Genomic DNA, 21,757 nt, shown 5'->3' on the forward strand with positions numbered 1-21,757 from the left:
GATGGCTGAAAGCCCGGATGATAGCCCGGCGCGGCAAACCATGCCGGGAGGCTGGCCAATATGCAAAACCCCGCGTCTCTCGCGAGATGCGGGGTTTTGTTTTGCCGTGTGGGGCGCTGTTGTGCGGCGGCGCCCCGCCGCCCTTACCAGCTCAGTGCGACGCTCAGACCGTCACGCCGTCAGCCACTTCCTTGAAGTCCTCGATCTGGTCGAAGTTCATGTACTTGTAGATCTTGTCGCCATTCTGGTTGATGACGCCAATATCGGCCATGTACTCGTCCTTGGTCGGGATGCGGCCCAGGCGCGAGCAGATCGCTGCCAGTTCGGCGGAACCCAGGTACACGTTGGTGTTCTTGCCCAGGCGGTTCGGGAAGTTGCGGGTCGAGGTCGACATCACCGTCGCGCCTTCGCGCACCTGTGCCTGGTTGCCCATGCACAGCGAGCAGCCCGGCATTTCGGTGCGGGCACCGGCGGTGCCGAACACGCCGTAGTGGCCTTCCTCGGTCAGCTGCTTCTGGTCCATCTTGGTCGGCGGCGCCACCCACAGCTTGACCGGGATGTCGCGCTTGCCTTCGAGCAGCTTGGAAGCCGCGCGGAAGTGGCCGATGTTGGTCATGCACGAACCGATGAAGACTTCGTCGATCTTGGCGCCGGCCACGTCCGACAGGGTCTTGACGTCGTCCGGGTCGTTCGGGCAGGCCACGATCGGCTCGTGCACGTCGGCCAGGTCGATCTCGATCACGGCGGCGTACTCGGCGTCGGCGTCCGGCTCCAGCAGCTTCGGATCGGCCAGCCACGCTTCCATGGCCTTGATACGGCGCTGCAGGCTGCGCGGGTCCTGGTAGCCCTGGGCGATCATCCACTTCAGCAGCGTGATGTTGCTGTTGATGTATTCGATGATCGGGTCCTTGTTCAGGCGCACCGTGCAACCGGCGGCCGAGCGTTCTGCCGAGGCGTCCGACAGTTCAAACGCTTGCTCGACCTTCAGGTCGGGCAGGCCTTCGATTTCCAGGATGCGGCCCGAGAAGATGTTCTTCTTGCCTTGCTTGGCCACGGTCAGCAGGCCTTGCTTGATCGCATACAGCGGGATCGCGTTGACCAGGTCGCGCAGGGTCACGCCCGGCTGCATCTGGCCCTTGAAGCGGACCAGCACCGATTCCGGCATGTCCAGCGGCATCACGCCGGTGGCGGCGGCAAAGGCCACCAGGCCCGAACCGGCCGGGAAGCTGATGCCGATCGGGAAGCGGGTGTGCGAGTCGCCGCCGGTGCCGACGGTATCCGGCAGCAGCATGCGGTTCAGCCACGAGTGGATCACGCCGTCGCCCGGGCGCAGCGAGATGCCGCCGCGGGTGCTGATGAACTCGGGCAGGGTGTGGTGGGTCTTGACGTCGACCGGCTTCGGATAGGCGGCGGTATGGCAGAACGACTGCATCACCAGGTCGGCCGAGAAGCCCAGGCAGGCCAGGTCCTTCAGCTCGTCGCGGGTCATCGGGCCGGTGGTGTCCTGCGAGCCCACCGAGGTCATCTTCGGTTCGCAGTATGTGCCCGGGCGGATGCCCTTGCCTTCGGCCAGGCCGCAGGCACGGCCGACCATCTTCTGCGCCAGCGTGAAGCCCTTGCCGGTATCGGCCGGGTTTTGCGGCAGGCGGAACAGCGTCGACGGGGCCAGGCCCAGCGCTTCACGCGCCTTGGCGGTCAGGCCGCGGCCGACGATCAGGGGGATACGGCCGCCGGCACGGACTTCGTCGAACAGCACGTCCGACTTGACCTTGAACTCGGCGATCACTGCGCCGTCCTTCAGGGCCTTGCCTTCGTACGGGCGCAGTTCGACCACATCGCCCATTTCCATCTTCGACACGTCCAGCTCGATCGGCAGTGCGCCGGCGTCTTCCATGGTGTTGTAGAAGATCGGGGCGATCTTGTTGCCCAGGCACACGCCGCCGAAGCGCTTGTTCGGGATGAACGGGATGTCTTCGCCGGTGAACCACAGCACCGAGTTGGTGGCGGACTTGCGGCTGGAGCCGGTACCGACCACGTCGCCCACGTAGGCAACCAGGTGGCCCTTTTCCTTCAGCGATTCGATGAACTTGACCGGGCCGCGCTTGCCGTCTTCTTCCGGCTGGAACGCCGCGCCTTCGCGCTTGTTCTTCAGCATGGCCAGCGCGTGCATCGGGATGTCCGGGCGGGTGGTGGCGTCCGGGGCCGGCGACAGGTCGTCGGTATTGGTTTCGCCCGGCACCTTGAACACGGTGATGGTCAGGCTTTGCGGGACTTCGGGTCGGCTGGTGAACCATTCGGCGTCGGCCCAGCTTTGCAGCACTGCCTTGGCGTTGGCGTTGCCCTTGTCGGCCTTCTCCTTCACGTCGTGGAAGGCGTCGAACATCAGCAGGGTCTTCTTCAGCGCGTCGGCAGCCACGGTACCGACTTCAGCGTCGTCCAGCAGCTCGATCAGCGGCGAGATGTTGTAGCCGCCCAGCATGGTGCCGAGCAGCTCGGTAGCCTTGGCGCGGGAGATCAGCGCGCACTTTTCCTTGCCCAGGGCGACGGCGGCCAGGTACGAGGCCTTGACCTTGGCGGCGTCGTCCACGCCGGCGGGAACGCGGTTGCTGATCAGGTCGACCAGGTTCTGCTCTTCGCCTGCGGGCGGGTTCTTCAGCAGTTCGATCAGCTCGGCCGTCTGCTTGGCGGTCAGGGGCAGAGGAGGGATACCAAGCGCGGCGCGCTCGGCCACATGTGCGCGATAGTTTTCAAGCATGGGAACCTGCTGAGTAATTAGGTTTTGAAAAACTTCCTTTGACGTTCGCGATTGTAGTCGGTGTGGGGGCTTCGGTCAAATGTCTTATATCTTATATAAGAGTTGGGTTTTGAAAATCCTTATTAATCAATGGGGTTCTGGATAGAAGAGTTGGTGGGTTGCAGGGGGACTACTTGAGTAGCGGAGTCGGGAATGGTGGCTTTGTCTTGGATATGTGGCTTTGGCATGGCATTTGATGGGTTCGTGCGCCTTCGGCTTGGTATCTGGTGGTGATGGATGCGCCCTGTTCCGCCCTCCCGGGCAGGTCACTTTTTGGCCGAGCGCCAAAAAGCCACCAAAAAACGCGTTTACGGCCGTGCGAGCGGCCACTCTTATCGTAGTGTGCCCGGGCTTTCGTACGGGGCTTTGCTTCGTTGCAGGGCCTCGCAGGGGTCGGCTTGAGCGAATTGGTTGGGCTTCACTCCGTGGCGGCTCCGGCCCTCTCCCCCGCCCGCAAGCGGGAGAGGGGAGAAAACGGTGGCCGCCCGCAGGGCCGTTACGCGCTTTTGGTTACTTTTGCCGCTCGGGCAAAAGTGACTCGCCCCTTTAGGGGCGAAACCGGGGCATATCAAATCCCGCCAGATGCCAGCCGCCAGGCAAAACAAAAACACAAAAACAACCACATCCCACCCCCACCACCCCCAAACTCAAGTTCCCGCCCCACCACTCGTTAACCCCCCTGCAGGCGCGCACCACAAAGCGCCCGCTAGCGTAGCCATGCCTGCTCCCTTTCCGCTCAAACGGCCAAGCTGAAAGGGTTTCCCCCTTTTTTTCGGCCCTTTGCTGGCCTGCGATTCCGTAAGAATGGCAGGCATTCCGACACAGGCTTCTCATGGCGAACACGGCTTCCCCTTCCCAGACTGGCAGCAACACAGGCAAGCGCGGCCGGCTGCTGCTGATCGGCGGCGGCGTGCTTGTCGTGGCACTGGGTGCCGGAGGCTTTGTGCTGGGCAGCGTGCTGAGCAACCGCCTGCCGGCGGCGCCCGCCGCGCCCGCCGCCCCGGTCATTCCGCCACCGATCTTCGTGCCGCTGGATGCGTTCACCGTCAACCTGAAGAGCGAGGACGGCGACCGCTTCCTGCATACCGGCCTGTCGCTGAAGGTGGCGGATGCCGAGACGCAGGCGCGCCTGGCGCAGTACCTGCCCGAGGCACGCAGCCGCATCCTGCTGCTGTTGTCGGCACGCCAGCCCGCGGATCTGGCCACGGTCGAAGGCAAGCGCAAGCTGGCCGACGACATCCGCACCACCATCGCCCAGCCCTTCGCCACCGGCCTGCCGGCCCAGCGCGTGCTGGATGTGTTGTTCACCTCTTTCGTGGTGCAGTAAGCGCCCGCTTGCGCCCTGCCCCGCCCGCAAACCGATATGAAACCGTCCGCCGCCACAAAGGCCCGCCCTGCACACGCATGCCGCCGGGCACGGTGATGCGCGCCTGGCCATGCCGCAACGGTTTCATCCATAACGACGCCGCATAAAGCCGCACAAGGGGCAGGACACCAGATGGCCTACGACAAGTTCCTCTCGCAAGACGAGGTCGACGAGCTGCTCAAGGGCGTATCCGGCGAGGCCGATACGCCCAAGGCCAGCGAGCCGGCGCTGGACGACAGCGGGGTGCGCCCGTACAACCTGGCGACGCAGGAACGCATCATCCGCGGCCGCCTGCATACGCTGGAAATCATCAACGAGCGCTTTGCGCGTTCGCTGCGCTCGGCACTGTTCAATTTCATCCGCCGCGGCGCGGATATTTCGGTCGGCAGCATCAGGATCGAGAAGTTCGGCGATTTCGCCCGCAACCTGCCGATGCCGACCAACCTGAACCTGGTCCACCTGAAGCCGCTGCGCGGCACGGCGCTGTTCGTCTACGACCCGAACCTGGTGTTCCTGGTGGTGGACAACCTGTTCGGCGGCGACGGCCGCTTCCACACCCGCGTGGAAGGGCGCGACTTCACCCAGACCGAGCAGCGCATCATCCAGCGCATGCTGGAGCTGACGCTGGCCAGCTACGGCAGCGCCTGGCGCACCGTGCATCCGATCGAGACCGAGTACATCCGCTCGGAGATGCACACCAAGTTTGCCAATGTCGCCACGCAGAACGAAGCCGTGGTGACCACCGCCTTCCATATCGAACTGGGCGCAGTCGGCGGGCAGCTCCACGTGTGCCTGCCGTACGCGATGATCGAGCCGCTCAAGGACCTGCTGATGAATCCGCTGCAGGACGAGAAGGAAGTCGACAAGGGCTGGGTCAACCAGCTGTCAAGGCAGCTGCGCGCGGCCGAAGTGGAACTGGTCGCCGAGTTCGCGCACCTGCAAAGCACGGTGGCCGAAGTGCTGGCGCTGCGCGCCGGCGACGTGCTGCCGATCGAGCTGCCGGAGAAGATCTTCGGCAAGGTGGACGGCGTGCCCGTGATGCAGTGCGGCTTCGGCACCATGAACGGCCAATACGCGCTGCGGGTAGAACGAATGATCAATCACCAGGACGGCCAATCCCACCTGGACACCGAGGACACCGATTATGAGTGACGGCTTCGAGGACAAGCCGGTCGATCCGATGGACGACTGGGCCAGCGCGCTGGCGGAGCAGACCAGCGCCACAGCCGCCGGGGTGCCCGCCGCGGCCCCTTCGGCGGCCTCCGCGCCCGCGGCCACCCCGGCCGCCGCCACTGTCTTCCAGCCGCTGGCGAAGGAAACGACCAGCGGCTTCCACAACGATATCGAGATGATCCTCGATATCCCGGTGCAGCTGACGGTGGAACTGGGCCGCACCAAGGTGCCCATCAAGAACCTGTTGCAGCTGGCACAGGGCTCGGTGGTCGAACTGGACGGGCTGGCCGGCGAGCCGATGGACGTGCTGGTCAACGGCTACCTGATCGCGCAGGGCGAGGTGGTGGTGGTGAACGACAAGTTCGGCATCCGCCTGACGGACATCATCACGCCGTCCGAACGCATCCGCAAGCTGAACAAATGACCATCCGGAAGTACCCCGCGCCCGGTGCTGGCCGCCTCCGGGCCGTCGGCGCCAGTCTCGCCACGCTGATGCTGGCGCTGACCCCGGCGCTGGCACTGGCCGCCGACGACAAGCCGGCACCGGCCATCAGCGGCGCGGGCAGCCTGGCCCAGGCCGGGCTGGGGCTGTTTGCCGTGATCGCGCTGATCCTTGGCATGGCATGGCTGGCCCGGCGTGCCGGACTGGTGCGCCATGCCACCGGCGGGGTGATGAAGGTGGTCGGCAGCACCATGCTGGGCGCGCGCCAGCGGCTGGTGCTGGTGGAAGTCGGCGATACCTGGCTGGTGCTGGGCGTCAGCCCCGGCGAAATCCGCCCGCTGCACAGCATGCCGGCGCACACCGCTGGCGGTTCCTCCTCTGCCTCCGCCAACCCGCTGACCCCGGCACACGCCACCGGCATGCCGCAACCGCCGACCGGCGGCACCTTCGCCGAGAAGCTGCTGCGTTCGCTGCAATCCCAGTTCAAGTCATGAATTCCCTGCGTGCCGCATGGCGGCGCCGCTTCCGGCCCGCGTGCCTCGCCGTGGCCGCGCGCTACCGCCCGTTGTCGATTGCCCTGGTCCTGGCGCTTGCCGCCGCCGTACTGGCATTGGCCCCAGCGCCTGCCTGGGCGCAGCAGCTGCCCGGCGTGGTCAGCAAGCCCGCCCCGGGCGGCGGCCAGATCTGGTCGCTGCCGATCCAGACGCTGGTGCTGCTGACCTCGCTGTCGTTCCTGCCGGCGGCGATGCTGATGATGACCGGCTTCACCCGCATCATCATCGTGCTGGGCCTGCTGCGCAACGCGCTGGGCACGGCCACCTCGCCGCCCAACCAGGTGCTGGTGGGGCTGTCACTGTTCCTGACCTTTTTCGTGATGGCGCCGGTGCTGGACCGCGTCTACAACGACGCCTACAAGCCGCTGTCGGAAAACAAGATCAGCCTGGAAACCGCCGCCGCCAGGGCCGCCGAGCCGCTCAAGGCCTTCATGCTGCGCCAGACCCGCGAAAAGGACCTGGCGATGTTCGCGCAGATGGCCAAGGCGCCGGAGATGCAGGGCCCGGAAGAAGTGCCGCTGAGCATCCTGGTGCCCGCCTTCGTCACCAGCGAGCTGAAGACCGCGTTCCAGATCGGCTTCACCATCTTTATCCCGTTCCTGATCATCGACCTGGTGGTTGCCAGCGTGCTGATGGCGATGGGCATGATGATGGTGCCGCCGGCAACCATCTCGCTGCCGTTCAAGCTGATGCTGTTCGTGCTGGTGGACGGCTGGCAGCTGCTGCTGGGATCGCTGGCGCAGAGCTTCATGAACTGAGGCCAGTTGCCTCGCCCTTCGCATTCCTATCCGCAGGATCCGAGCCATGACCCCGGAAACCGTAATGACCATCGCCACCCAGGCGATGAAGATGACCCTGCTGCTAGCCGCGCCGCTGCTGCTGGTGGCGCTCGCGGCCGGCCTGGTGGTGAGCCTGTTCCAGGCCGCAACGCAGATCAACGAGATGACGCTGACCTTCATCCCCAAGCTGATCGCGCTGTTTGCCACCATGGTGCTGGCCGGCCCGTGGATGATCAACACCATGGTCGACTATATGCGCGAGGTGTTCCAGAGCATTCCCGCGCTGGCGCACTGACGCGCGCTCACTCCCGCCTTCCGCCAGACTGCCGTGGTCGAGTTCACTTCAGCCCAGCTCTATGGCTGGCTCGCGGCATTCCTGTGGCCCTTCTTCCGCATCCTGGCGCTGATCGGCACCGCGCCGCTGTTCGGTGAGTCGACCATCCCGCGGCGCGCCAAGATCGCGCTGTCGGCGATGATCGCGATGGTGGTGTCGCCTACCATCGCCCAGCTGCCGGCGGCGCCGGTGTACTCCTTCGAGGGCCTGCTGATCATCCTCAACGAGGTCGGCATCGGCCTGGCCACCGGCTTTGTCATGCGGCTGGTGTTCGCCACCGTGCAGCAGGCCGGCGAAATCATCGGCCTGCAGATGGGCCTGTCGTTCGCCTCCTTCTTCGACCGCGCCGCCGGCGGCCAGACCATGGTGCTGTCGCGCTTTCTCAACATCATCGCGGTGCTGCTGTTCCTCGCGCTGGACGGCCACCTGATGATGCTGGGCGCGCTGGTCGACAGCTTCAATGGGCTGCCGATCGGGGGGACGCCGCTGTCAGCGGGCGGCGCCATGGCCGTGGCGCGCGCCGGCGGCATGGTGTTCGCTTCGGGGCTGCTGCTGGCGCTGCCGATGATCGCCGCGCTGCTGACGCTGAACCTGGCCATGGGCATCCTGAACCGTGCCTCGCCGCAGCTGTCGATCTTCGCGGTGGGCTTCCCGGTGACGCTGTCGGGCGGGTTCCTGGTGCTGATGCTGGTGATGCCGCAGATGGGCACCTTCATGCAGCACCTGATCGAGGCCGGGTTGGAATCGATCGGAACGGTGCTGGGGCAGTTCGGGCGCTAGCGCCACGGCGGCACCGCGCCTTCTTTGCGGCTGCAATTCCACTCTTTTCGGCAACAAGGTAACGCGGCGCCACGCCGATCTTCAACGCGTGCACGCATTAATCTTAGACCTCGAATATGTCTTGACACGAGGCGGCAAGGCGCTAAGATTGCGCCATGTACTTCGATCTCTAAGATTATTGAAGTACCGCAACCCCTGCCCAGGAGCCCTTACATGTACGACCTCTTTGCCACCGACAAGCTGATCGACCTCTGGCTGACCGAAGACATCGGCATCTGCGACTTGACCGTCCAGACCATGATCCAGCCCGGCGAGACCGGCACCTTCTGCATGAACGCCCGCGAGCCGATGATCATCGCCGGCATCGACGTGGCGGCACGTATCTTCGCCCGCTACGATCCCACGCTGTCTGTCGACGTGCGCGTCGCCGACGGCGACAAGGTCGCCAAAGGGGCGGTGCTGCTGAACGTGAGCGGCAATGCGCGCAGCGTGCTGACGGCCGAGCGCACCGCGCTGAACATCATGCAGCGGCTGTGCGGCATCGCCAACCTCACGGCCACCTATGCCCAGGCCATTGCGCATACCAGGGCGCGCCTGATCGACAGCCGCAAGACCACGCCAGGCCTGCGGGCGCTGGAAAAGCATGCGGTGACCTGCGGCGGCGGCCTGAACCACCGACTGAGCCTGGACAATGGCGTGATGATCAAGGACAACCACATCTCCGTGTGCGGCAGCATCGCCGCCGCCGTGGAACGCGTGCGCCGCAAGCTGCCGGTGCTGACCAAACTGGAAGTGGAATGCGACCGGCTAGAGCAGGTGCACGAGGCCCTGGCCGCCGGTGTCGACGTGATCATGCTGGACAACATGTCGGTGCCCGACATGAAAGAGGCCGTTCAGATCGTCAATGGCCGGACCAAGGTCGAGGCCTCGGGCGGCATTCGCCTGGAAACGATCCGGGCCGTGGCGGAAACCGGCGTGGACTACATCTCGACGAGCAAGATCACGCAGTCGGCACCGGCCGTGGATATTGGACTGGACGACGCCTGACGCATCGCGCCTGTCGGGGCCCAGGCGCTCCGGCATCGGTTTCACGCCTTCTACCCAAGGCATTCCCCCTCGCCGGCATGGCCGACGGGGGCTTTTTCATTGGCGCCAGCCGACTACCGCTACAGGTCCGACAACAGCCGCCCCACCTCCTGCGTGGACGGCACCCGCCGGCCGTTCTCTGCCGACGCGATTTCGTCGGCGACCAAGCGCTTGGCGATGGTAATCAGTACGCGGCGCGTGGTCAGCACATCCTCTTCGCTCACGCCTTCCACGCTGAGTTCGTTGACCTCGGTGGCCAGCGGTTCGAGCTTGCGGCGCAACGCGCGCCCGGTCTTGCTCAGGAACACGTGCACCTTCTTCTTGTTGCCGGGAAGGTGCGTGCGTTCCACATAGCCCAGCGCTTCCAGCGCCTTCACCGCCGCAAAGGTGGTCGGCTCGGTCACGCCGGCCCGTTCGCTCAGCTCCCGCTGCGACAGACCATCATGGCGCCACAGGATACGCAGAATGGTCCAGTGGCCGTACGAAACCGAATGTTCCGCCAGGCGCAGTTGCAGCGCCCGGATATAGGCGCGCGCAGCGTCCTTTACCAGGTGGGCAAGCCGTTCTTCATCGGCTTCATCCGGCGGCGTGATTTTGACCGGAGCATCCGGCTTCCTTGTGGCCATAGTCGTGACGGGAAATGAGATGTATGCATGCGGCACCATGATGCGGTGCAAGCGACAGCGCACATGATAGCGCCTCGCGCGCTCGCGCGTCCGGCACCGCGCCCCTGGCCTCCGGTCCTCTTTATGTAGTATTCACTCCATTAGTGCACCATGCGCGCAACCGATGCATGAGGCACCGGCAGCGCGCATGCGGTGACCCGTGTTTTCCCCTACGACCATGCGAATTCCGCGTACACACTGGATTTGCGGGGGATGGTCCATTGCTTGCATTATCTTAGACATCGAACTTATCTTGACACCCGTCTAGCCGGTGCTAGCATAGCCGTACAACTTCGACATCTAAGATAATCATGAAGGCAACCGGCACATTCTTTCTCGTTGTAGGGCCCAGTGGCGCTGGCAAGGATTCCTTGATCGACGGTGCGCGTGCCTCGCTCGATGACGACTATGTCTTCGCACGGCGCGTCATCACGCGCCCGGGCGGGTCTGCCGGCGAGGATCACGAGGGCGTTTCGGAAGCCGAGTTCGCACGGCGCCAGCGAAAGGGCGAGTTCCTGGTCACCTGGGACGCACACGACCTTCGCTATGGATTGCCCATGTCGCTGGTGCGCGAGCTGGAACGCGGGCGCAACGTCGTAGCCAATGGCTCGCGCGGCGTCGTCGCCGACCTTGCCGCCCGCTTGCCGCGCTTCGTGGTCATCCTGGTGACGGCACCGCAGGAGGTGCTGGCACAGCGCATCAGCGCGCGCGGACGTGAATCGGGCGACGAGGTCGCCAGGCGGGTGGCGCGAGCGGGAGTATCGATGCCTCCCGAGGTCGCCTGCATCACGGTGTCAAACGACGGCACGCTGGAAGCGGGCATGGCACGCTTTGTCGAAGCGCTGCGAAACGGCACCAGTACATCCGCCGCCAGGCAGCCGGCCAGCCGCGCCAACCTCATGGCCAAGCTGCGCAGCGAGCCGCTCGACGAAGCTGCCTATGTTGCCGTGCTGCAAGACGCCATCGCCGGGCGGTACACCGAGGCAGAGCTGACCGACTTCCTCATTGCCGCAACCCTCACGCTGACCGATGACGAAGTGGTGGCGCTGGCACGCGCTCGGACGGCCTTCACACCCCGCATCGACTGGGACGAGCCTCTTGTCGTCGACAAGCACTCAATGGGCGGCGTTCCCGGCAGTCGCATCACGCTGGTCGTGGTGCCGATTGTCGCGGCCTACGGCCTGGCCATGCCCAAGACGTCATCGCGCGCTATCACATCTGCTGCCGGCACCGCCGATGCCATGGAAACCATCGCGCGGGTCGACCTGACGCACGAGGACGTGCGCCGATGCGTGGCGCAGGCGCGTGCATGCATTGCATGGAACGGACGCCTGAACCATTCCGTGATCGACGACGTGATGAACGCGATCACCCGGCCCCTGCGCCTCGATTCGCGACGCTGGTCGGTGGCGTCGATCCTGTCGAAGAAGTTCACCGCCGGCGCGACCCATGTCATCGTCGACCTGCCCTTCGGGCCGCAGACCAAGCTGGCGACGCGCGCCGACGCCGAGGCGCTTGGCGCACTGTTCGAACACGTCGGCAAGGGACTGGGCCTGCACGTGCACGCGCTGGTCACGGACGGCAGCCACCCGATAGGCCGTGGCATCGGCCCCGCGCTGGAAGTGCGCGACGTCCGGCTGGTGCTCGACAACGATCCCGCGGCTCCCGCGGACCTGCGTGAAAAGGCCCTGCGCTTTGCCGGCGAAATCATCGCCTTCGATCCGCGCGTGGGCTGCGCCGAACAAGGCATGCGCATTGCGGCTGCGCTGCTGGACGAAGGCAAGGCAAAGGCCGCATTCGACCGGATCGCCGCAGCGCAGGGTATTCGCTCCCGCCCGGTGGCGCCGGGTGCGCATACACGGATCGTGGCCGCCACGACGCGGGGCCAGGTGACGGCCATCGACGGCTTGCAGATTTCCGGCGTGGCGCGCGCCGCCGGGGCACCGCGCGCTGCGGGTGCAGGCATCGACCTGCTGTGCACGCTCGGTGCGCAGGTGGCGCCAGGGCAACCTCTCTACCGTATCCACGCCGACTCCGCTGCAGCACTTGAGGCGGCATCGGCACTGGTCGGCGTTGGTGGCGAGTGCCATCAGGCAGTGCGTATAGATTTCGATTGACCAGCGTTTCCCCTTCCTTCAACCTAACCGACGAGACATATTGATGAGACCCCTATCCGTCGTCAACAGCCTGGCATCGCTCCTGTTTGTTGCAGGGAGCCTGGGCACCCTGCCCGGGCGCGCCGAGGCCAATATCGCCAGTACCTTCCCGCAGAAGCCCATCCGCATGGTGGTGACGTTCCCGGCCGGAGGCGGGACCGATTCCCTTGCGCGCGTGATCGGAGCGGACATCAGCAAGTCGCTGGGGCAGCAGGTAGTCGTCGACAACCGGCCCGGGGCCAGCGGCAACATCGGCGCCGAGTACGTCGCCAAGAGCCCTGCCGACGGCTACACGCTGCTGATCGTCAACAGCAGTTTTGCCATCAACCCGAGCGTCTTCAAGAAGCTGCAGTTCAACCCGAAGTCCGATTTCAGCGCCGTCATCACCTTTGCTTCGGTGCCGTCGGTGATCGCCGTGCCATCGCACTCGAAGATCCGCACCTTCAACGACTTGCTGGCGACGGGCAAGAGCGCCTCCCCCCCCAGCTATGCCTCGTGCGGTAACGGCACGCCCCAGCATCTGGCCGGTGAATTGCTGAAGGTCTCGGCAAAGATCGCTATGCTTCACGTGCCGTACAAAGGTTGTGCACCCGCCATCGCCGACGTGCTCGGCAATCAGGCCGATGTCAGTATCAATACGCTGACCAACACCATGCCCTACCTGAAAAGCAACAGGTTGCGCGCGCTGGCCGTCACCTCGAAGGCACGTTCGCCGTTCCTGCCCGACGTGCCAAGCGTGAGCGAGCTTGGCATCCCCGGCTATGACGTCGACCAATGGTTCGGCATCCTGGCTCCGGCGAACACGCCGCCCGAAATCGTGCAGAAGCTGAACACGGAAATCGCCAGGGCCATCTCCAAGCCCGAGGTCAGGTCTTCGCTGGAGCAGCTCGGCTTTGCCACGACCACGAGCACCCCTGCCGAATTCCAGAAGCTGGTGACCTCCGATATCGATCGCTGGCAGAAATTCGCGACGAAGATCAATCTGCTGGTCGACTGACCACCCGGGTGACCGGCCGGGCCACAGCAGCCGGAGCCCTGCCTTTCTCCCTTGCATTGTTGCCGCGCGGGCCTTGTCGCGCCTACCCCTTTACACACACCACCTGCCGCAGCGTATGCACCACCTCGACCAGGTCCGACTGCGCCGCCATCACCGCATCGATGTCCTTGTACGCCATCGGGATCTCGTCGATCACCGCGGCGTCCTTGCGGCATTCCACCCCTTCGGTGGCTTGCTTCTGGTCAGCCACGGTGAAGCGGCGCTTGGCTTCGCTGCGGCTCATGGTGCGGCCCGCGCCGTGGCTGCATGAGCAGAACGATTCCGGATTGCCCTTGCCGCGCACGATGAAAGAGCGCGCGCCCATCGAGCCGGGGATGATGCCCAGCTCGCCCGCGCGCGCACTGACCGCGCCCTTGCGTGTCACCAGCACTTCCTTGCCGAAGTGATGTTCCTTCTGCACATAGTTGTGGTGGCAGTTGACGGCTTCGAGCCGTGCCTGGAACGGCTTGCGCAGCACGCGCTGCGCCGCGGCCAGCACCGCTTCCATCATCAGCTCGCGGTTGCGGCGCGCGAACGCCTGCGCCCACGACACCGCGAAGACATAGTCCTCGTAGTGCTGCGAGCCTTCGACAAGGTAGGCCAGGTCGCGATCCGGCAGGTTGGCCAGGTGGCGCCGCATGTCCTGCTGCGCCAGCGTGATGAAGGTGGTGCCGATGGCGTTGCCCACCCCGCGCGAGCCGGAGTGGAGCATGAACCAGACCGCTTGCGACTCGTCCAGGCAGACCTCGATAAAGTGGTTGCCGGTGCCGAGCGTGCCCAGGTGGTTGCGGTGGTTGGTGCGCGCCAGCTGCGGGTATTTGTCGGTAATGCGGCGGAAATCCGCGGCCATGCCCGCCCACGCCGCGTCGACGTGCGTGGGCACCGAGCCCCAGGCGCCCTGGTCGCGCCGCCCGCCCTGCGCCGTGCGGCCGTGCGGCACGGCGTGCTCGATCGCGCTGCGCAGCGGGCCGAGGTTGTCGGGCAGGTCCGAGGCGGTCAGCGAGGTCTTTACCGCCATCATGCCGCAACCGATATCCACGCCCACCGCGGCCGGGATCACCGCGCCCACGGTCGGGATCACCGAGCCGATGGTCGAGCCCTTGCCGAGGTGCACGTCCGGCATCACCGCCAGGTGGCGGAAGATAAACGGCATCTGCGCGGTATTGACGAGCTGCTGGCGCGCGGAGTCCTCCACGGGGACACCGCGGGTCCACATCTTTGCCGGCTTGCCGGCGCCGGTATCGAGAACGTCATAGTGCTGCCTGGCCGTCATGGTCTGTCCTGCTCTGGCGTTGCGTTGCAGGTTAGACGGCCGGGCGCCGCACGGATTCCGGATAACGCAAGGCAGTCGCGGCTCAGCTCGGCTGCCCCTGCAGGAAGCCGGCAAAGCTGCCCAGGTCGACATTGCCGCCGGAAACGATGATGCCCACACGCTTGCCCCGCACATCGAGCTTGCCATGCAGCACGGCGGCCGCGGCCAGGCAGCCGGTGGGCTCGACCACGATCTTCATGCGGCCAGCGAAGAACTTCATGGTCTCGACCAGCTCGGCGTCCGAAACGGTCACGATATCGGTCACCCGTTCGCGGATCACGGCAAAGGTGTACTGGCCGAGGAAGGGAGTCTGGGCACCGTCGGCGATGGTGCGCGGGGTGTCGATGCGGACGATCTCGCCGCTGCGCAGGCTGCGCTGGCCGTCGTTGCCGGCTTCGGGCTCGACGCCGTAGACCTCGCAGCCGGGCGACATGGCGTGCGCCGCCACGGCACAGCCCGACAGCAGCCCGCCGCCACCCAGGCACACCGCCAGCATGTCCAGCGGGCCGGTTTCCTCCAGCAGTTCCTTGGCCGCGGTACCCTGCCCGGCCATCACGTGCGGATGGTCGTACGGCGGGATCAGCGTCATGCCGCGCTCGGCGGCGATGCGCCGGCCCAGGGCCTCGCGATCCTCGGTGTAGCGGTCGTACAGCACCACCTCGGCGCCATAGCCGCGCGTGGCCTCGATCTTGATCGCCGGTGCGTCCTGCGGCATCACGATCACCGCCTGTACGCCGAGCAGCCGAGCCGACAGCGCGATCGCCTGCGCGTGGTTGCCGGAGGAGAACGCCAGCACCCCGCCGGCCTTCTGCTGCGGCGTGAACTGGGCGATGGCGTTATAGGCGCCGCGGAACTTGAAGGCGCCGATGCGCTGGAAATTCTCGCACTTGAAGAACAGCTGCGCGCCGGTGGCCGCATCGGCGGTCGCGGAAGTCAGCACCGGCGTGCGGTGGGCCGCGGCGCGGATGCGGTCGTGGGCGGCGGCAACGTCTTCGAAGGAGATCGGCAGGTTGGGCATGACGGTGGCGATGGAAGGGAATGGGACAGGCAAGTCTACCCGTCCCGCGCCGCCAATGCATCCGCCGGTTTGCTCTCCTCTCCCGCTTGCGGGAGAGGAGCCGGGGGAGAGGGCATGGCCGTGGCATACCGCTGCGCTGACATCGTTGCTACGCCGGCCCTCTGCCCAACCCTCTCCCAGAGGGAGAGGAAACAAGGCAGCGCTATGCCGTCGCCAGCGAGCCTGCCTGACGGCGCGCCGCGACTGCCGCACCCGGCACCGCACACCCGCCACCCTCACCCGGCAGCCGGAAGAACGACACCACCTCGTTCAGCTCGCGGCCCTGCTCTTCCAGCACGCGCGATGCCATGGCGGCCTCGTTCACCAATGACGCGTTCTGCTGGGTCACCTGGTCGATCTGCACGATGGCCTGGTTGACCTGCTCGATGCCGCGGCTCTGCTCGGCCGCACCTGGCGGCCCGAAGCCTCGATCAGCTCCTTGATTTCCCTGGCCGCGCTCGACGACCGCTGTGCCAGCCCGCGCACCTCGCTGGCCACCACCGCGAAGCCGCGCCCCTGCTCGCCCGCGCGCGCCGCCTCGACCGCGGCGTTGAGCGCCAGGATATTGGTCTGGAAAGCAATGCCTTCGATGATGCCGGTGATCTCGGCAATCTTGGCCGAGCTGGCGCTGATGTCCTGCATGGTGCCGACCACGCGCTGCACGGTGGTGCTGCCGCGCAATGCCACCTCGGCGGCATTGCCGGCGGCGATCTCGCTGGTCGACAGCGCGATATTGGCGCTGCTCGCGCGCACCTGCGTGACGGTGGCGGTCGCGCCGTCCCTCAGGCAGACACCTCCCCCGGCTGCCGCTGCCCCTGTCGCCGCGCCAGCAGGTCCAGCGCCACGTCGACGATCATGTCTTCCTGCCCGCCCACCATGCGGCGGCGGCCCAGCTCGACCAGGATGTCGACCGTACCCAGCCCATAGCGTGCCGCCGCCGCTTCGGCATGGCGCAGGAAGCTGGAATACACGCCCGCATAGCCCAGCGCCAGCGTCTCGCGGTCGACCCGCACCGGGCGGTCCTGCAGCGGCCGCACGATATCGTCGGCGGCATCCATCAGCGTGTACAGGTCGCAGCCGTGGTCCCAGCCCAGCCGCTCGGCGGCAGCGATGAACACTTCCAGCGGCGCGTTGCCCGCGCCGGCACCCATGCCTGCCAGGCTGGCGTCGATGCGGTCGCATCCCTCTTCCACGGCGACGATGGAGTTGGCCACGCCCAGGCTCAGGTTGTGGTGCGCATGCATGCCGGTCAGCGTTTCGGGCTTCAGCACGTCCTTGAACGCGCGGAAGCGCTCGCGCACGTCCTGCATGCCGAGCGCGCCGCCCGAATCGACCACATACACGCATTGCGCGCCGTAGCTTTCCATCAGCTTTGCCTGCTGCGCCAGCGCCGCCGGCGTGGTCATGTGGCTCATCATCAGGAAGCCCACGGTGTCCATGCCGAGTTCGCGCGCCGACTCGATATGCTGGCGCGAGACATCGGCCTCGGTGCAGTGCGTGGCCACGCGTACCACGCGCGCGCCGGCGTCATAGGCGGCGCGCAGGTCGTGCACGGTGCCGACGCCAGGCAGCAGGAGCGTCGCCACGCGCGCATGGCGCACGGTCTCCGCCACAGCGGCGATCCATTCCAGGTCGGTATGCGCGCCGAAGCCGTAGTTGAAGCTGGAGCCCGACAGGCCATCGCCGTGGGCCACTTCGATCGAATCGACCCGGGCCGCGTCGAGCGCCGCGGCGATGCGGCGCACCTGGTCCAGGCTGTACTGGTGGCGGATGGCGTGGCTGCCGTCGCGCAGCGTCACGTCGGAGATGTAGAGCTTCTTGTTGGGCGTGTTGGACGGTAAGGTCATGTTCGTCTCCCTGCGGTGATGGGGCCGCGCTCAGGCGGACAGCCGGGTCGCGGCCAGGCGCTCGGCGCAGGCCAGCGCGGCGCTGGTCATGATGTCGAGATTGCCGGCATAGGCCGGCAGGTAGTGCGCGGCGCCCTCCACCTCGAGGAAGATCGAGGTCTTGAGGCCGCTCATCGGTCCCAGCCCCGGGATGTTCAGCGGCGCCGAGGGGTCGATGCGCTCGAACTGCACGCGCTGCTTGAGCCGGTAGCCCGGCACGTAGGCCTGCACCGCCTGCGCCATCGCTTCGATGCTCGCCTCGATCGCCGCCGTGTCGGCATCCTCCGACAAGGTGAAGACGGTGTCGCGCATCATCAGCGGCGGCTCGGCCGGGTTCAGCACGATGATGGCCTTGCCGCGCGCCGCGCCGCCCACCGAGCACAGCGCCTGGCTGGTGGTCTCGGTGAATTCGTCGATATTGGCGCGCGTGCCCGGCCCCGCCGACTTGCTGGAGATCGACGCGACGATCTCGGCGTAATACACCTTCGCCACGCGCGACACCGCCGCCACCATCGGGATGGTGGCCTGGCCACCGCACGTGACCATGTTGATATTGGGCGCCGCCAGGTGCTGGTCGAGGTTGACCACCGGCACCACGTGCGGCCCGATCGACGCCGGCGTCAGGTCGATCACGCGCACGCCGTGCTGCTGCAGCACGCGGTTGTGGTGCGCGTGCGCGCCGGCCGAGGTGGCATCGAAGGCGATGCGGATCTCGCCAAAGCCGGGCATGGCGACCAGCCCGTCGATCCCTTCCGCGGTGGTCGGCACGCCCAGCCGCGCGGCGCGGGCGAGCCCGTCCGACGCCGCGTCGATGCCCACCATGGCGCCCATCTCCAGGTGCTGCGATTGCCGCATCACCTTGATCATCAGGTCGGTGCCGATATTGCCCGAACCGATGATGGCCACCTTGTGCCGGGCGTTTGCTTTCATGTCCATGTCGCTGTCTCTCCGTTGTCTTCCCTGTCTCTGCGCAGTGCTCAGCGCCCCAGCGCCTTGGCGGTCGTGCCGCCTATGCCGAACTGCGTCTTCGGCACCTCGGTGATCATCACGCGCACGGTTTCCACCGGCGCGCCCACCGCTTCCACCGCGGCATCGGTCAGCGCGCGGATCAGGCGCGCCTTCTGTTCGTCGGTACGGCCTTCGATCAGGAAGACCTGCATGATCGGCATGGTGTGTCTCCTTTTTCCAAACGTTCGCGGCGCGGGTTCAGGTGAAGCGCATCGAGACCGTGCCGAGATGCTGGTAGCGCACGGTGATGCTGTCGCCCGCGGCGACCGCGATGGCCTCGGTCACGCCGCCGGTCATGATGAAGGTCCCTGCAGGCAGCTCGCGGCCGCGCGCGCCCAGCATGTTGGCCAGCATGGCAACGCTGTTGGCGGGATGGCCCAGCACCGCGGCGCCGGCGGCGGTGGCGACCACCTCGCCGTTCTTCTCCAGCACCACGCCGAGGGTCTTCAGGTCGAGCCCGTCGGCGCCGCGGTGGCTGCCGCCGACCACGAAGCGCGCGGACGAGGTGTTGTCGGCAATCACGCTCTTGAGGTCGAAGCGGAAGTTCTCGTAGCGCGAATCGATCACCTCCACCGCCGGCACCACGAAGTCGGTCGCCGCCAGCACGTCGCCGATATGGCAGCCGGGGCCTTTCAGCGGCGCCTTGAGCACGAAGGCGATCTCGGCCTCGACCTTGGGGTGGATCAGCGACGACGTATCGATGGCGGCGCCGTCCATGCAGGCGCCGTAGTCGGTGAGGAAGCCGTAGACCGGATCGCTCACGCCCATCTGGCGCATCTTGGCGAACGAGGTCAGGCCCATCTTGAGGCCGGCGATGCGGGTGCCCCGCGCCAACTTGCGCGCGCGAATCGCGTCCTGGATGGCGTAGGCGTCGTCCCAGTCCATCTCCGGATGCGCGTCGGTGATCTTCGGCACCGCTTCCCGGTGCAGCTCGGCGTTTTCCAGATGCTCGGCCAGCCGGGCGATGGTGTCTTGCGTGAGGTTCATGGCTTTGTCCTGCTGAAGGGATGGAAGGGGTCAGACGAAGCGCACGCCGGCCGAGCCGATGCCACCCAGGCTGATGCGCAGCTGGTCGCCGGCGGCGACCGGCACCATCGCCGCCAGCGAGCCCGACAGGATCACCTCGCCGCGCTTCAGGCCAAGCCCCAGCCGGCCGAGCGTGTTGGCCAGCCACGCCACCGCATTGGCGCGGTGCCCGAGCGCGGCCGCGCCGGCGCCGGTGGCGACGATCTCGCCGTTCTTCTCCAGCGTCATGCCGACCGTGCCGAGGTCGAGCCGGCGCGGATCGACCGCCGCATCGCCCAGCACGAACACGCCGGAGGAGGCGTTGTCGGCGACGGTGTCCTGGATGCGGATCTTCCAGTCGCGGATGCGCGAGTCGACGATCTCGAAGCACGGCAGCACGTAGGCAGTGGCGCGCAGCACATCGGCATTGGTCATGCCGGGTCCTTCAAGGTCGTCCTTCAACACGAAGGCGATCTCGCCTTCGGCCTTGGGCGCGATCAGGGAATCGGCGGCAATGGCGGCGCCGTCGGCATACACCATGCCCGACAGCAGGTGGCCGAAGTCGGGCTGGCGCACGTCCAGCATGTCCATCACCACGCGGCTGGTCACGCCGATCTTCTTGCCGACCACGCGCTCGCCGGCATCTAGCCGGTGCTGCACCATGGCGAGCTGGATGCGGTAGGCGTCGTCGAGGGTGAGCTCGGGCCAGGTTTCGGTCAGCGGCGCCAGCGGGCGGCGGCTCGCCAGCGCCTGGTGCAGGCTGGCGCCAAGTTCGCGGATTTTTTCGCTTTGCATGTGGTGGCTCACAGTTTGACGCAGACGTTGCGCAGCTCGGTGTAGAACTCGAGCGAATGGACGCCGCCTTCGCGGCCGATGCCGGATTGCTTCGCGCCGCCGAACGCGGTGCGCAGGTCGCGCAGGAACCACGCGTTGATCCAGCAAATGCCGACTTCCAGCGCGCTGCCCATGCGGTGCGCGGTGCCGAGGTCGCCGGTCCACACGGTGGCCGCGAGACCATACGGCGTGGCGTTGGCCAGCGCGATGACTTCCTCTTCGGTGTCGAACGGGGCGATATGGCAGCACGGTCCGAAGATCTCCTCGCGGATCACCGCGGCGCTTTCCGGCAGGCCGGTCCAGATGGTCGGCTGCACCCAGGCGCCTTCGGCGAGCTTGCCCTGCATCTGCGGCACGCCTCCGCCGGTTATCACCGTGGCGCCTTCCTCGGCGGCCTTGCGGTAGTAGGACAGCACCTTGTCGCGGTGCTCATGCGAGACCAGCGGCCCCATGTTGACGCCGGTTTCCGTCGGTGCGCCGAGCTTCAGCCCTTCAGCCCTGGCCTTGAGCGCGGCGACGAAGCGCTCGAAGATCGGGCGCTGCACGTAGACGCGCTCGGTGCCCAGGCAGACCTGGCCGCTGTTCTCGAATGCCGAGCGGGTGATGCCGGCGACCGCCTTGTCGAAATCGGCATCGGCGAAGACGATGCCCGCGTTCTTGCCGCCCAGTTCAAACGACACCGGACGCACGCCGCTGGCGGCGGCCTTCATGATCGCTTCGCCGGTGCGCGTTTCGCCGGTGAAGGTGATGCCGTTGACTTGCGGATGCGCCGTCAGGAAGGCGCCAGCGGAATCCGGGCCAAAGCCGTGGACCACGTTGTAGACGCCCGGCGGCACGCCGGCCTCGTTCATAACCTCGCCCAGCAGCGTGGCGGTGGCGGGGGTTTCCTCGGACGGCTTGACCACCACGGTATTGCCGCAGGCCAGCGCGGGGCCGACCTTCCACGTCATCAGCAGCAACGGCAGGTTCCATGGGCAGACCACGCCGATCACGCCGCGCGGGCTGCGCACCGCATAGTTGATGGCCTTGCCGCCATCCGGCGTATCCATGGCGAAGCTTTCGGTGGGCACGTTGCGGATCAGGTCGGCAAAGACCTTGAAGTTGGCTGCGCCGCGCGGGATGTCGATATGGCTGGCGAGCGCATAGGGCTTGCCGGTATCGGCAATCTCGGCCTGCACGAATTCGTCGAAGCGGCGGTTGATGCCGTCGGCGACGGCGTGCAGCAGTTCGACGCGCTGCGCTACGGTCATGCGGCCCCAGGGACCATGCAGCGCATTGCGCGCGGCCTGCACGGCGGCGTCGACTTCGGCCTGGCCGGCTTCGTGGACATGGCCGATCACGGTGTTGTCGGCGGGGTTGCGGTTGGGGAACGTGCGGGTGGTGCCGACCCACTCGCCGTTGATGAAGTTCTTGAAGTCTTTCATGTTGGTTCTCTGTGTTGGGCGACGTATCCACTACGGCTTTCCCGCTCACCGATTGGTTGCTCCCTC

General features: G+C 66.4%; 20 protein-coding genes and 1 pseudogene. 10 read left to right on the forward strand and 11 right to left on the reverse strand.

Annotated elements, in window-relative coordinates; translation table 11 throughout:
* Window positions 1-163: 163 nt before the first annotated feature.
* The gene (gene acnB, locus IPF36_RS10820; protein WP_195427963.1) at window positions 164-2,755 is read right to left on the reverse strand and encodes a bifunctional aconitate hydratase 2/2-methylisocitrate dehydratase; all 2,592 of its coding nucleotides are present in this window, start codon (window positions 2,753-2,755) and stop codon (window positions 164-166) included.
* An 871-nt stretch (window positions 2,756-3,626) separates the two neighbouring features.
* Here acnB and fliL point away from each other — a divergent pair.
* The 8 genes from fliL (at window position 3,627) to nadC (ending at window position 9,269) form a co-directional block, all read left to right on the forward strand.
* The gene (fliL, locus tag IPF36_RS10825) at window positions 3,627-4,121 is read left to right on the forward strand and encodes a flagellar basal body-associated protein FliL (protein WP_135703559.1); all 495 of its coding nucleotides are present in this window, start codon (window positions 3,627-3,629) and stop codon (window positions 4,119-4,121) included.
* A gap of 171 nt (window positions 4,122-4,292) precedes the next feature.
* Complete coding sequence (fliM, locus tag IPF36_RS10830; RefSeq protein ID WP_133094778.1) at window positions 4,293-5,312, forward strand: flagellar motor switch protein FliM; 1,020 nt, start codon at window positions 4,293-4,295, stop codon at window positions 5,310-5,312.
* Window positions 5,305-5,757 (forward strand): flagellar motor switch protein FliN, encoded by a 453-nt coding sequence (gene fliN, locus IPF36_RS10835; protein WP_135703558.1) that lies wholly within the window; start codon window positions 5,305-5,307, stop codon window positions 5,755-5,757. The genes fliM and fliN overlap by 8 nt, the downstream gene beginning before the upstream one ends.
* Before the next feature lie 68 nt (window positions 5,758-5,825).
* The gene (gene fliO / locus IPF36_RS10840; RefSeq protein ID WP_133094925.1) at window positions 5,826-6,269 is read left to right on the forward strand and encodes a flagellar biosynthetic protein FliO; all 444 of its coding nucleotides are present in this window, start codon (window positions 5,826-5,828) and stop codon (window positions 6,267-6,269) included.
* A complete protein-coding gene (gene fliP / locus IPF36_RS10845; protein ID WP_255519743.1) occupies window positions 6,266-7,087 on the forward strand; it encodes a flagellar type III secretion system pore protein FliP in 822 nt (273 codons plus the stop codon). Before fliO ends, fliP begins: the two co-directional genes overlap by 4 nt.
* A 46-nt stretch (window positions 7,088-7,133) precedes the next feature.
* On the forward strand, window positions 7,134-7,403 hold the full coding sequence (fliQ, locus tag IPF36_RS10850; protein ID WP_029047088.1) for a flagellar biosynthesis protein FliQ: 270 nt from the start codon (window positions 7,134-7,136) through the stop codon (window positions 7,401-7,403).
* Window positions 7,404-7,436: 33 nt separating this feature from the next.
* Window positions 7,437-8,222 (forward strand): flagellar biosynthetic protein FliR, encoded by a 786-nt coding sequence (gene fliR, locus IPF36_RS10855; RefSeq protein ID WP_133094776.1) that lies wholly within the window; start codon window positions 7,437-7,439, stop codon window positions 8,220-8,222.
* A gap of 213 nt (window positions 8,223-8,435) precedes the next feature.
* Window positions 8,436-9,269, forward strand: a complete 834-nt coding sequence (nadC, locus tag IPF36_RS10860; protein WP_195427964.1) for a carboxylating nicotinate-nucleotide diphosphorylase — start codon at window positions 8,436-8,438, stop codon at window positions 9,267-9,269.
* A gap of 119 nt (window positions 9,270-9,388) precedes the next feature.
* Here the strand turns inward: nadC and IPF36_RS10865 are convergent, their stop codons facing one another.
* Window positions 9,389-9,934 carry a MarR family winged helix-turn-helix transcriptional regulator gene (locus IPF36_RS10865; protein ID WP_133094774.1) on the reverse strand — a complete coding sequence of 182 codons (546 nt, stop codon included), beginning with the start codon at window positions 9,932-9,934 and terminating at the stop codon, window positions 9,389-9,391.
* Between the two features lie 350 nt (window positions 9,935-10,284).
* Here IPF36_RS10865 and phnN point away from each other — a divergent pair, with 350 nt between their 5' ends.
* Both phnN and IPF36_RS10875 read left to right on the forward strand, forming a co-directional pair.
* Entirely contained in the window at window positions 10,285-12,090 is a 1,806-nt protein-coding gene (phnN, locus tag IPF36_RS10870; protein WP_195427965.1) for a phosphonate metabolism protein/1,5-bisphosphokinase (PRPP-forming) PhnN, read from the forward strand.
* Between the two features lie 43 nt (window positions 12,091-12,133).
* Window positions 12,134-13,126 carry a tripartite tricarboxylate transporter substrate binding protein gene (locus IPF36_RS10875; RefSeq protein ID WP_133094772.1) on the forward strand — a complete coding sequence of 331 codons (993 nt, stop codon included), beginning with the start codon at window positions 12,134-12,136 and terminating at the stop codon, window positions 13,124-13,126.
* A gap of 82 nt (window positions 13,127-13,208) precedes the next feature.
* On the opposite strand, the gene IPF36_RS10880 is transcribed toward IPF36_RS10875, so the two are convergent.
* The 9 genes and pseudogenes from IPF36_RS10880 to IPF36_RS10920 form a co-directional block, all read right to left on the reverse strand.
* A complete protein-coding gene (locus IPF36_RS10880) occupies window positions 13,209-14,438 on the reverse strand; it encodes an RtcB family protein (protein ID WP_135703554.1) in 1,230 nt (409 codons plus the stop codon).
* Between the two features lie 82 nt (window positions 14,439-14,520).
* Entirely contained in the window at window positions 14,521-15,495 is a 975-nt protein-coding gene (locus IPF36_RS10885; RefSeq protein ID WP_133094923.1) for a threo-3-hydroxy-L-aspartate ammonia-lyase, read from the reverse strand.
* A gap of 202 nt (window positions 15,496-15,697) precedes the next feature.
* A pseudogene (locus IPF36_RS10890) lies at window positions 15,698-16,251 on the reverse strand (methyl-accepting chemotaxis protein); the annotation flags it as partial.
* Window positions 16,252-16,316: 65 nt separating this feature from the next.
* On the reverse strand, window positions 16,317-17,381 hold the full coding sequence (gene dmpG, locus IPF36_RS10895) for a 4-hydroxy-2-oxovalerate aldolase (protein ID WP_133094770.1): 1,065 nt from the start codon (window positions 17,379-17,381) through the stop codon (window positions 16,317-16,319).
* A gap of 30 nt (window positions 17,382-17,411) precedes the next feature.
* Window positions 17,412-18,356 carry an acetaldehyde dehydrogenase (acetylating) gene (locus IPF36_RS10900; RefSeq protein WP_195427966.1) on the reverse strand — a complete coding sequence of 315 codons (945 nt, stop codon included), beginning with the start codon at window positions 18,354-18,356 and terminating at the stop codon, window positions 17,412-17,414.
* Between the two features lie 41 nt (window positions 18,357-18,397).
* The gene (locus tag IPF36_RS10905) at window positions 18,398-18,658 is read right to left on the reverse strand and encodes a 2-hydroxymuconate tautomerase (protein ID WP_368671140.1); all 261 of its coding nucleotides are present in this window, start codon (window positions 18,656-18,658) and stop codon (window positions 18,398-18,400) included.
* Complete coding sequence (dmpH, locus tag IPF36_RS10910; protein ID WP_133094767.1) at window positions 18,627-19,415, reverse strand: 2-oxo-3-hexenedioate decarboxylase; 789 nt, start codon at window positions 19,413-19,415, stop codon at window positions 18,627-18,629. The genes IPF36_RS10905 and dmpH overlap by 32 nt, the downstream gene beginning before the upstream one ends.
* 30 nt (window positions 19,416-19,445) lie before the next feature.
* Window positions 19,446-20,228 (reverse strand): 2-oxopent-4-enoate hydratase, encoded by a 783-nt coding sequence (gene dmpE / locus IPF36_RS10915; RefSeq protein WP_195427967.1) that lies wholly within the window; start codon window positions 20,226-20,228, stop codon window positions 19,446-19,448.
* A gap of 8 nt (window positions 20,229-20,236) precedes the next feature.
* Window positions 20,237-21,691 (reverse strand): 2-hydroxymuconic semialdehyde dehydrogenase, encoded by a 1,455-nt coding sequence (locus IPF36_RS10920; protein WP_195427968.1) that lies wholly within the window; start codon window positions 21,689-21,691, stop codon window positions 20,237-20,239.
* Between the last annotated feature and the right edge of the window lie 66 nt (window positions 21,692-21,757).

Source organism: Cupriavidus sp. IK-TO18, from assembly GCF_015549295.1.
GTDB classification, from domain to species: Bacteria; Pseudomonadota; Gammaproteobacteria; order Burkholderiales; family Burkholderiaceae; genus Cupriavidus; species Cupriavidus oxalaticus_A.

What these genes read in the sequence shown, in the direction of transcription:
- acnB (WP_195427963.1), bottom strand. Translation starts at nt 2,755, where the DNA reads ATGCTTGAAAACTATCGCGCACATGTGGCCGAGCGCGCCGCGCTTGGT.
- fliL (WP_135703559.1), top strand. Translation starts at nt 3,627, where the DNA reads ATGGCGAACACGGCTTCCCCTTCCCAGACTGGCAGCAACACAGGCAAG.
- fliM (WP_133094778.1), top strand. Translation starts at nt 4,293, where the DNA reads ATGGCCTACGACAAGTTCCTCTCGCAAGACGAGGTCGACGAGCTGCTC.
- fliN (WP_135703558.1), top strand. Translation starts at nt 5,305, where the DNA reads ATGAGTGACGGCTTCGAGGACAAGCCGGTCGATCCGATGGACGACTGG.
- fliO (WP_133094925.1), top strand. Translation starts at nt 5,826, where the DNA reads ATGCTGGCGCTGACCCCGGCGCTGGCACTGGCCGCCGACGACAAGCCG.
- fliP (WP_255519743.1), top strand. Translation starts at nt 6,266, where the DNA reads ATGAATTCCCTGCGTGCCGCATGGCGGCGCCGCTTCCGGCCCGCGTGC.
- fliQ (WP_029047088.1), top strand. Translation starts at nt 7,134, where the DNA reads ATGACCCCGGAAACCGTAATGACCATCGCCACCCAGGCGATGAAGATG.
- nadC (WP_195427964.1), top strand. Translation starts at nt 8,436, where the DNA reads ATGTACGACCTCTTTGCCACCGACAAGCTGATCGACCTCTGGCTGACC.
- IPF36_RS10865 (WP_133094774.1), bottom strand. Translation starts at nt 9,934, where the DNA reads ATGGCCACAAGGAAGCCGGATGCTCCGGTCAAAATCACGCCGCCGGAT.
- phnN (WP_195427965.1), top strand. Translation starts at nt 10,285, where the DNA reads ATGAAGGCAACCGGCACATTCTTTCTCGTTGTAGGGCCCAGTGGCGCT.
- IPF36_RS10875 (WP_133094772.1), top strand. Translation starts at nt 12,134, where the DNA reads ATGAGACCCCTATCCGTCGTCAACAGCCTGGCATCGCTCCTGTTTGTT.
- IPF36_RS10880 (WP_135703554.1), bottom strand. Translation starts at nt 14,438, where the DNA reads ATGACGGCCAGGCAGCACTATGACGTTCTCGATACCGGCGCCGGCAAG.
- IPF36_RS10885 (WP_133094923.1), bottom strand. Translation starts at nt 15,495, where the DNA reads ATGCCCAACCTGCCGATCTCCTTCGAAGACGTTGCCGCCGCCCACGAC.
- dmpG (WP_133094770.1), bottom strand. Translation starts at nt 17,381, where the DNA reads ATGACCTTACCGTCCAACACGCCCAACAAGAAGCTCTACATCTCCGAC.
- IPF36_RS10900 (WP_195427966.1), bottom strand. Translation starts at nt 18,356, where the DNA reads ATGGACATGAAAGCAAACGCCCGGCACAAGGTGGCCATCATCGGTTCG.
- dmpH (WP_133094767.1), bottom strand. Translation starts at nt 19,415, where the DNA reads ATGAACCTCACGCAAGACACCATCGCCCGGCTGGCCGAGCATCTGGAA.
- dmpE (WP_195427967.1), bottom strand. Translation starts at nt 20,228, where the DNA reads ATGCAAAGCGAAAAAATCCGCGAACTTGGCGCCAGCCTGCACCAGGCG.
- IPF36_RS10920 (WP_195427968.1), bottom strand. Translation starts at nt 21,691, where the DNA reads ATGAAAGACTTCAAGAACTTCATCAACGGCGAGTGGGTCGGCACCACC.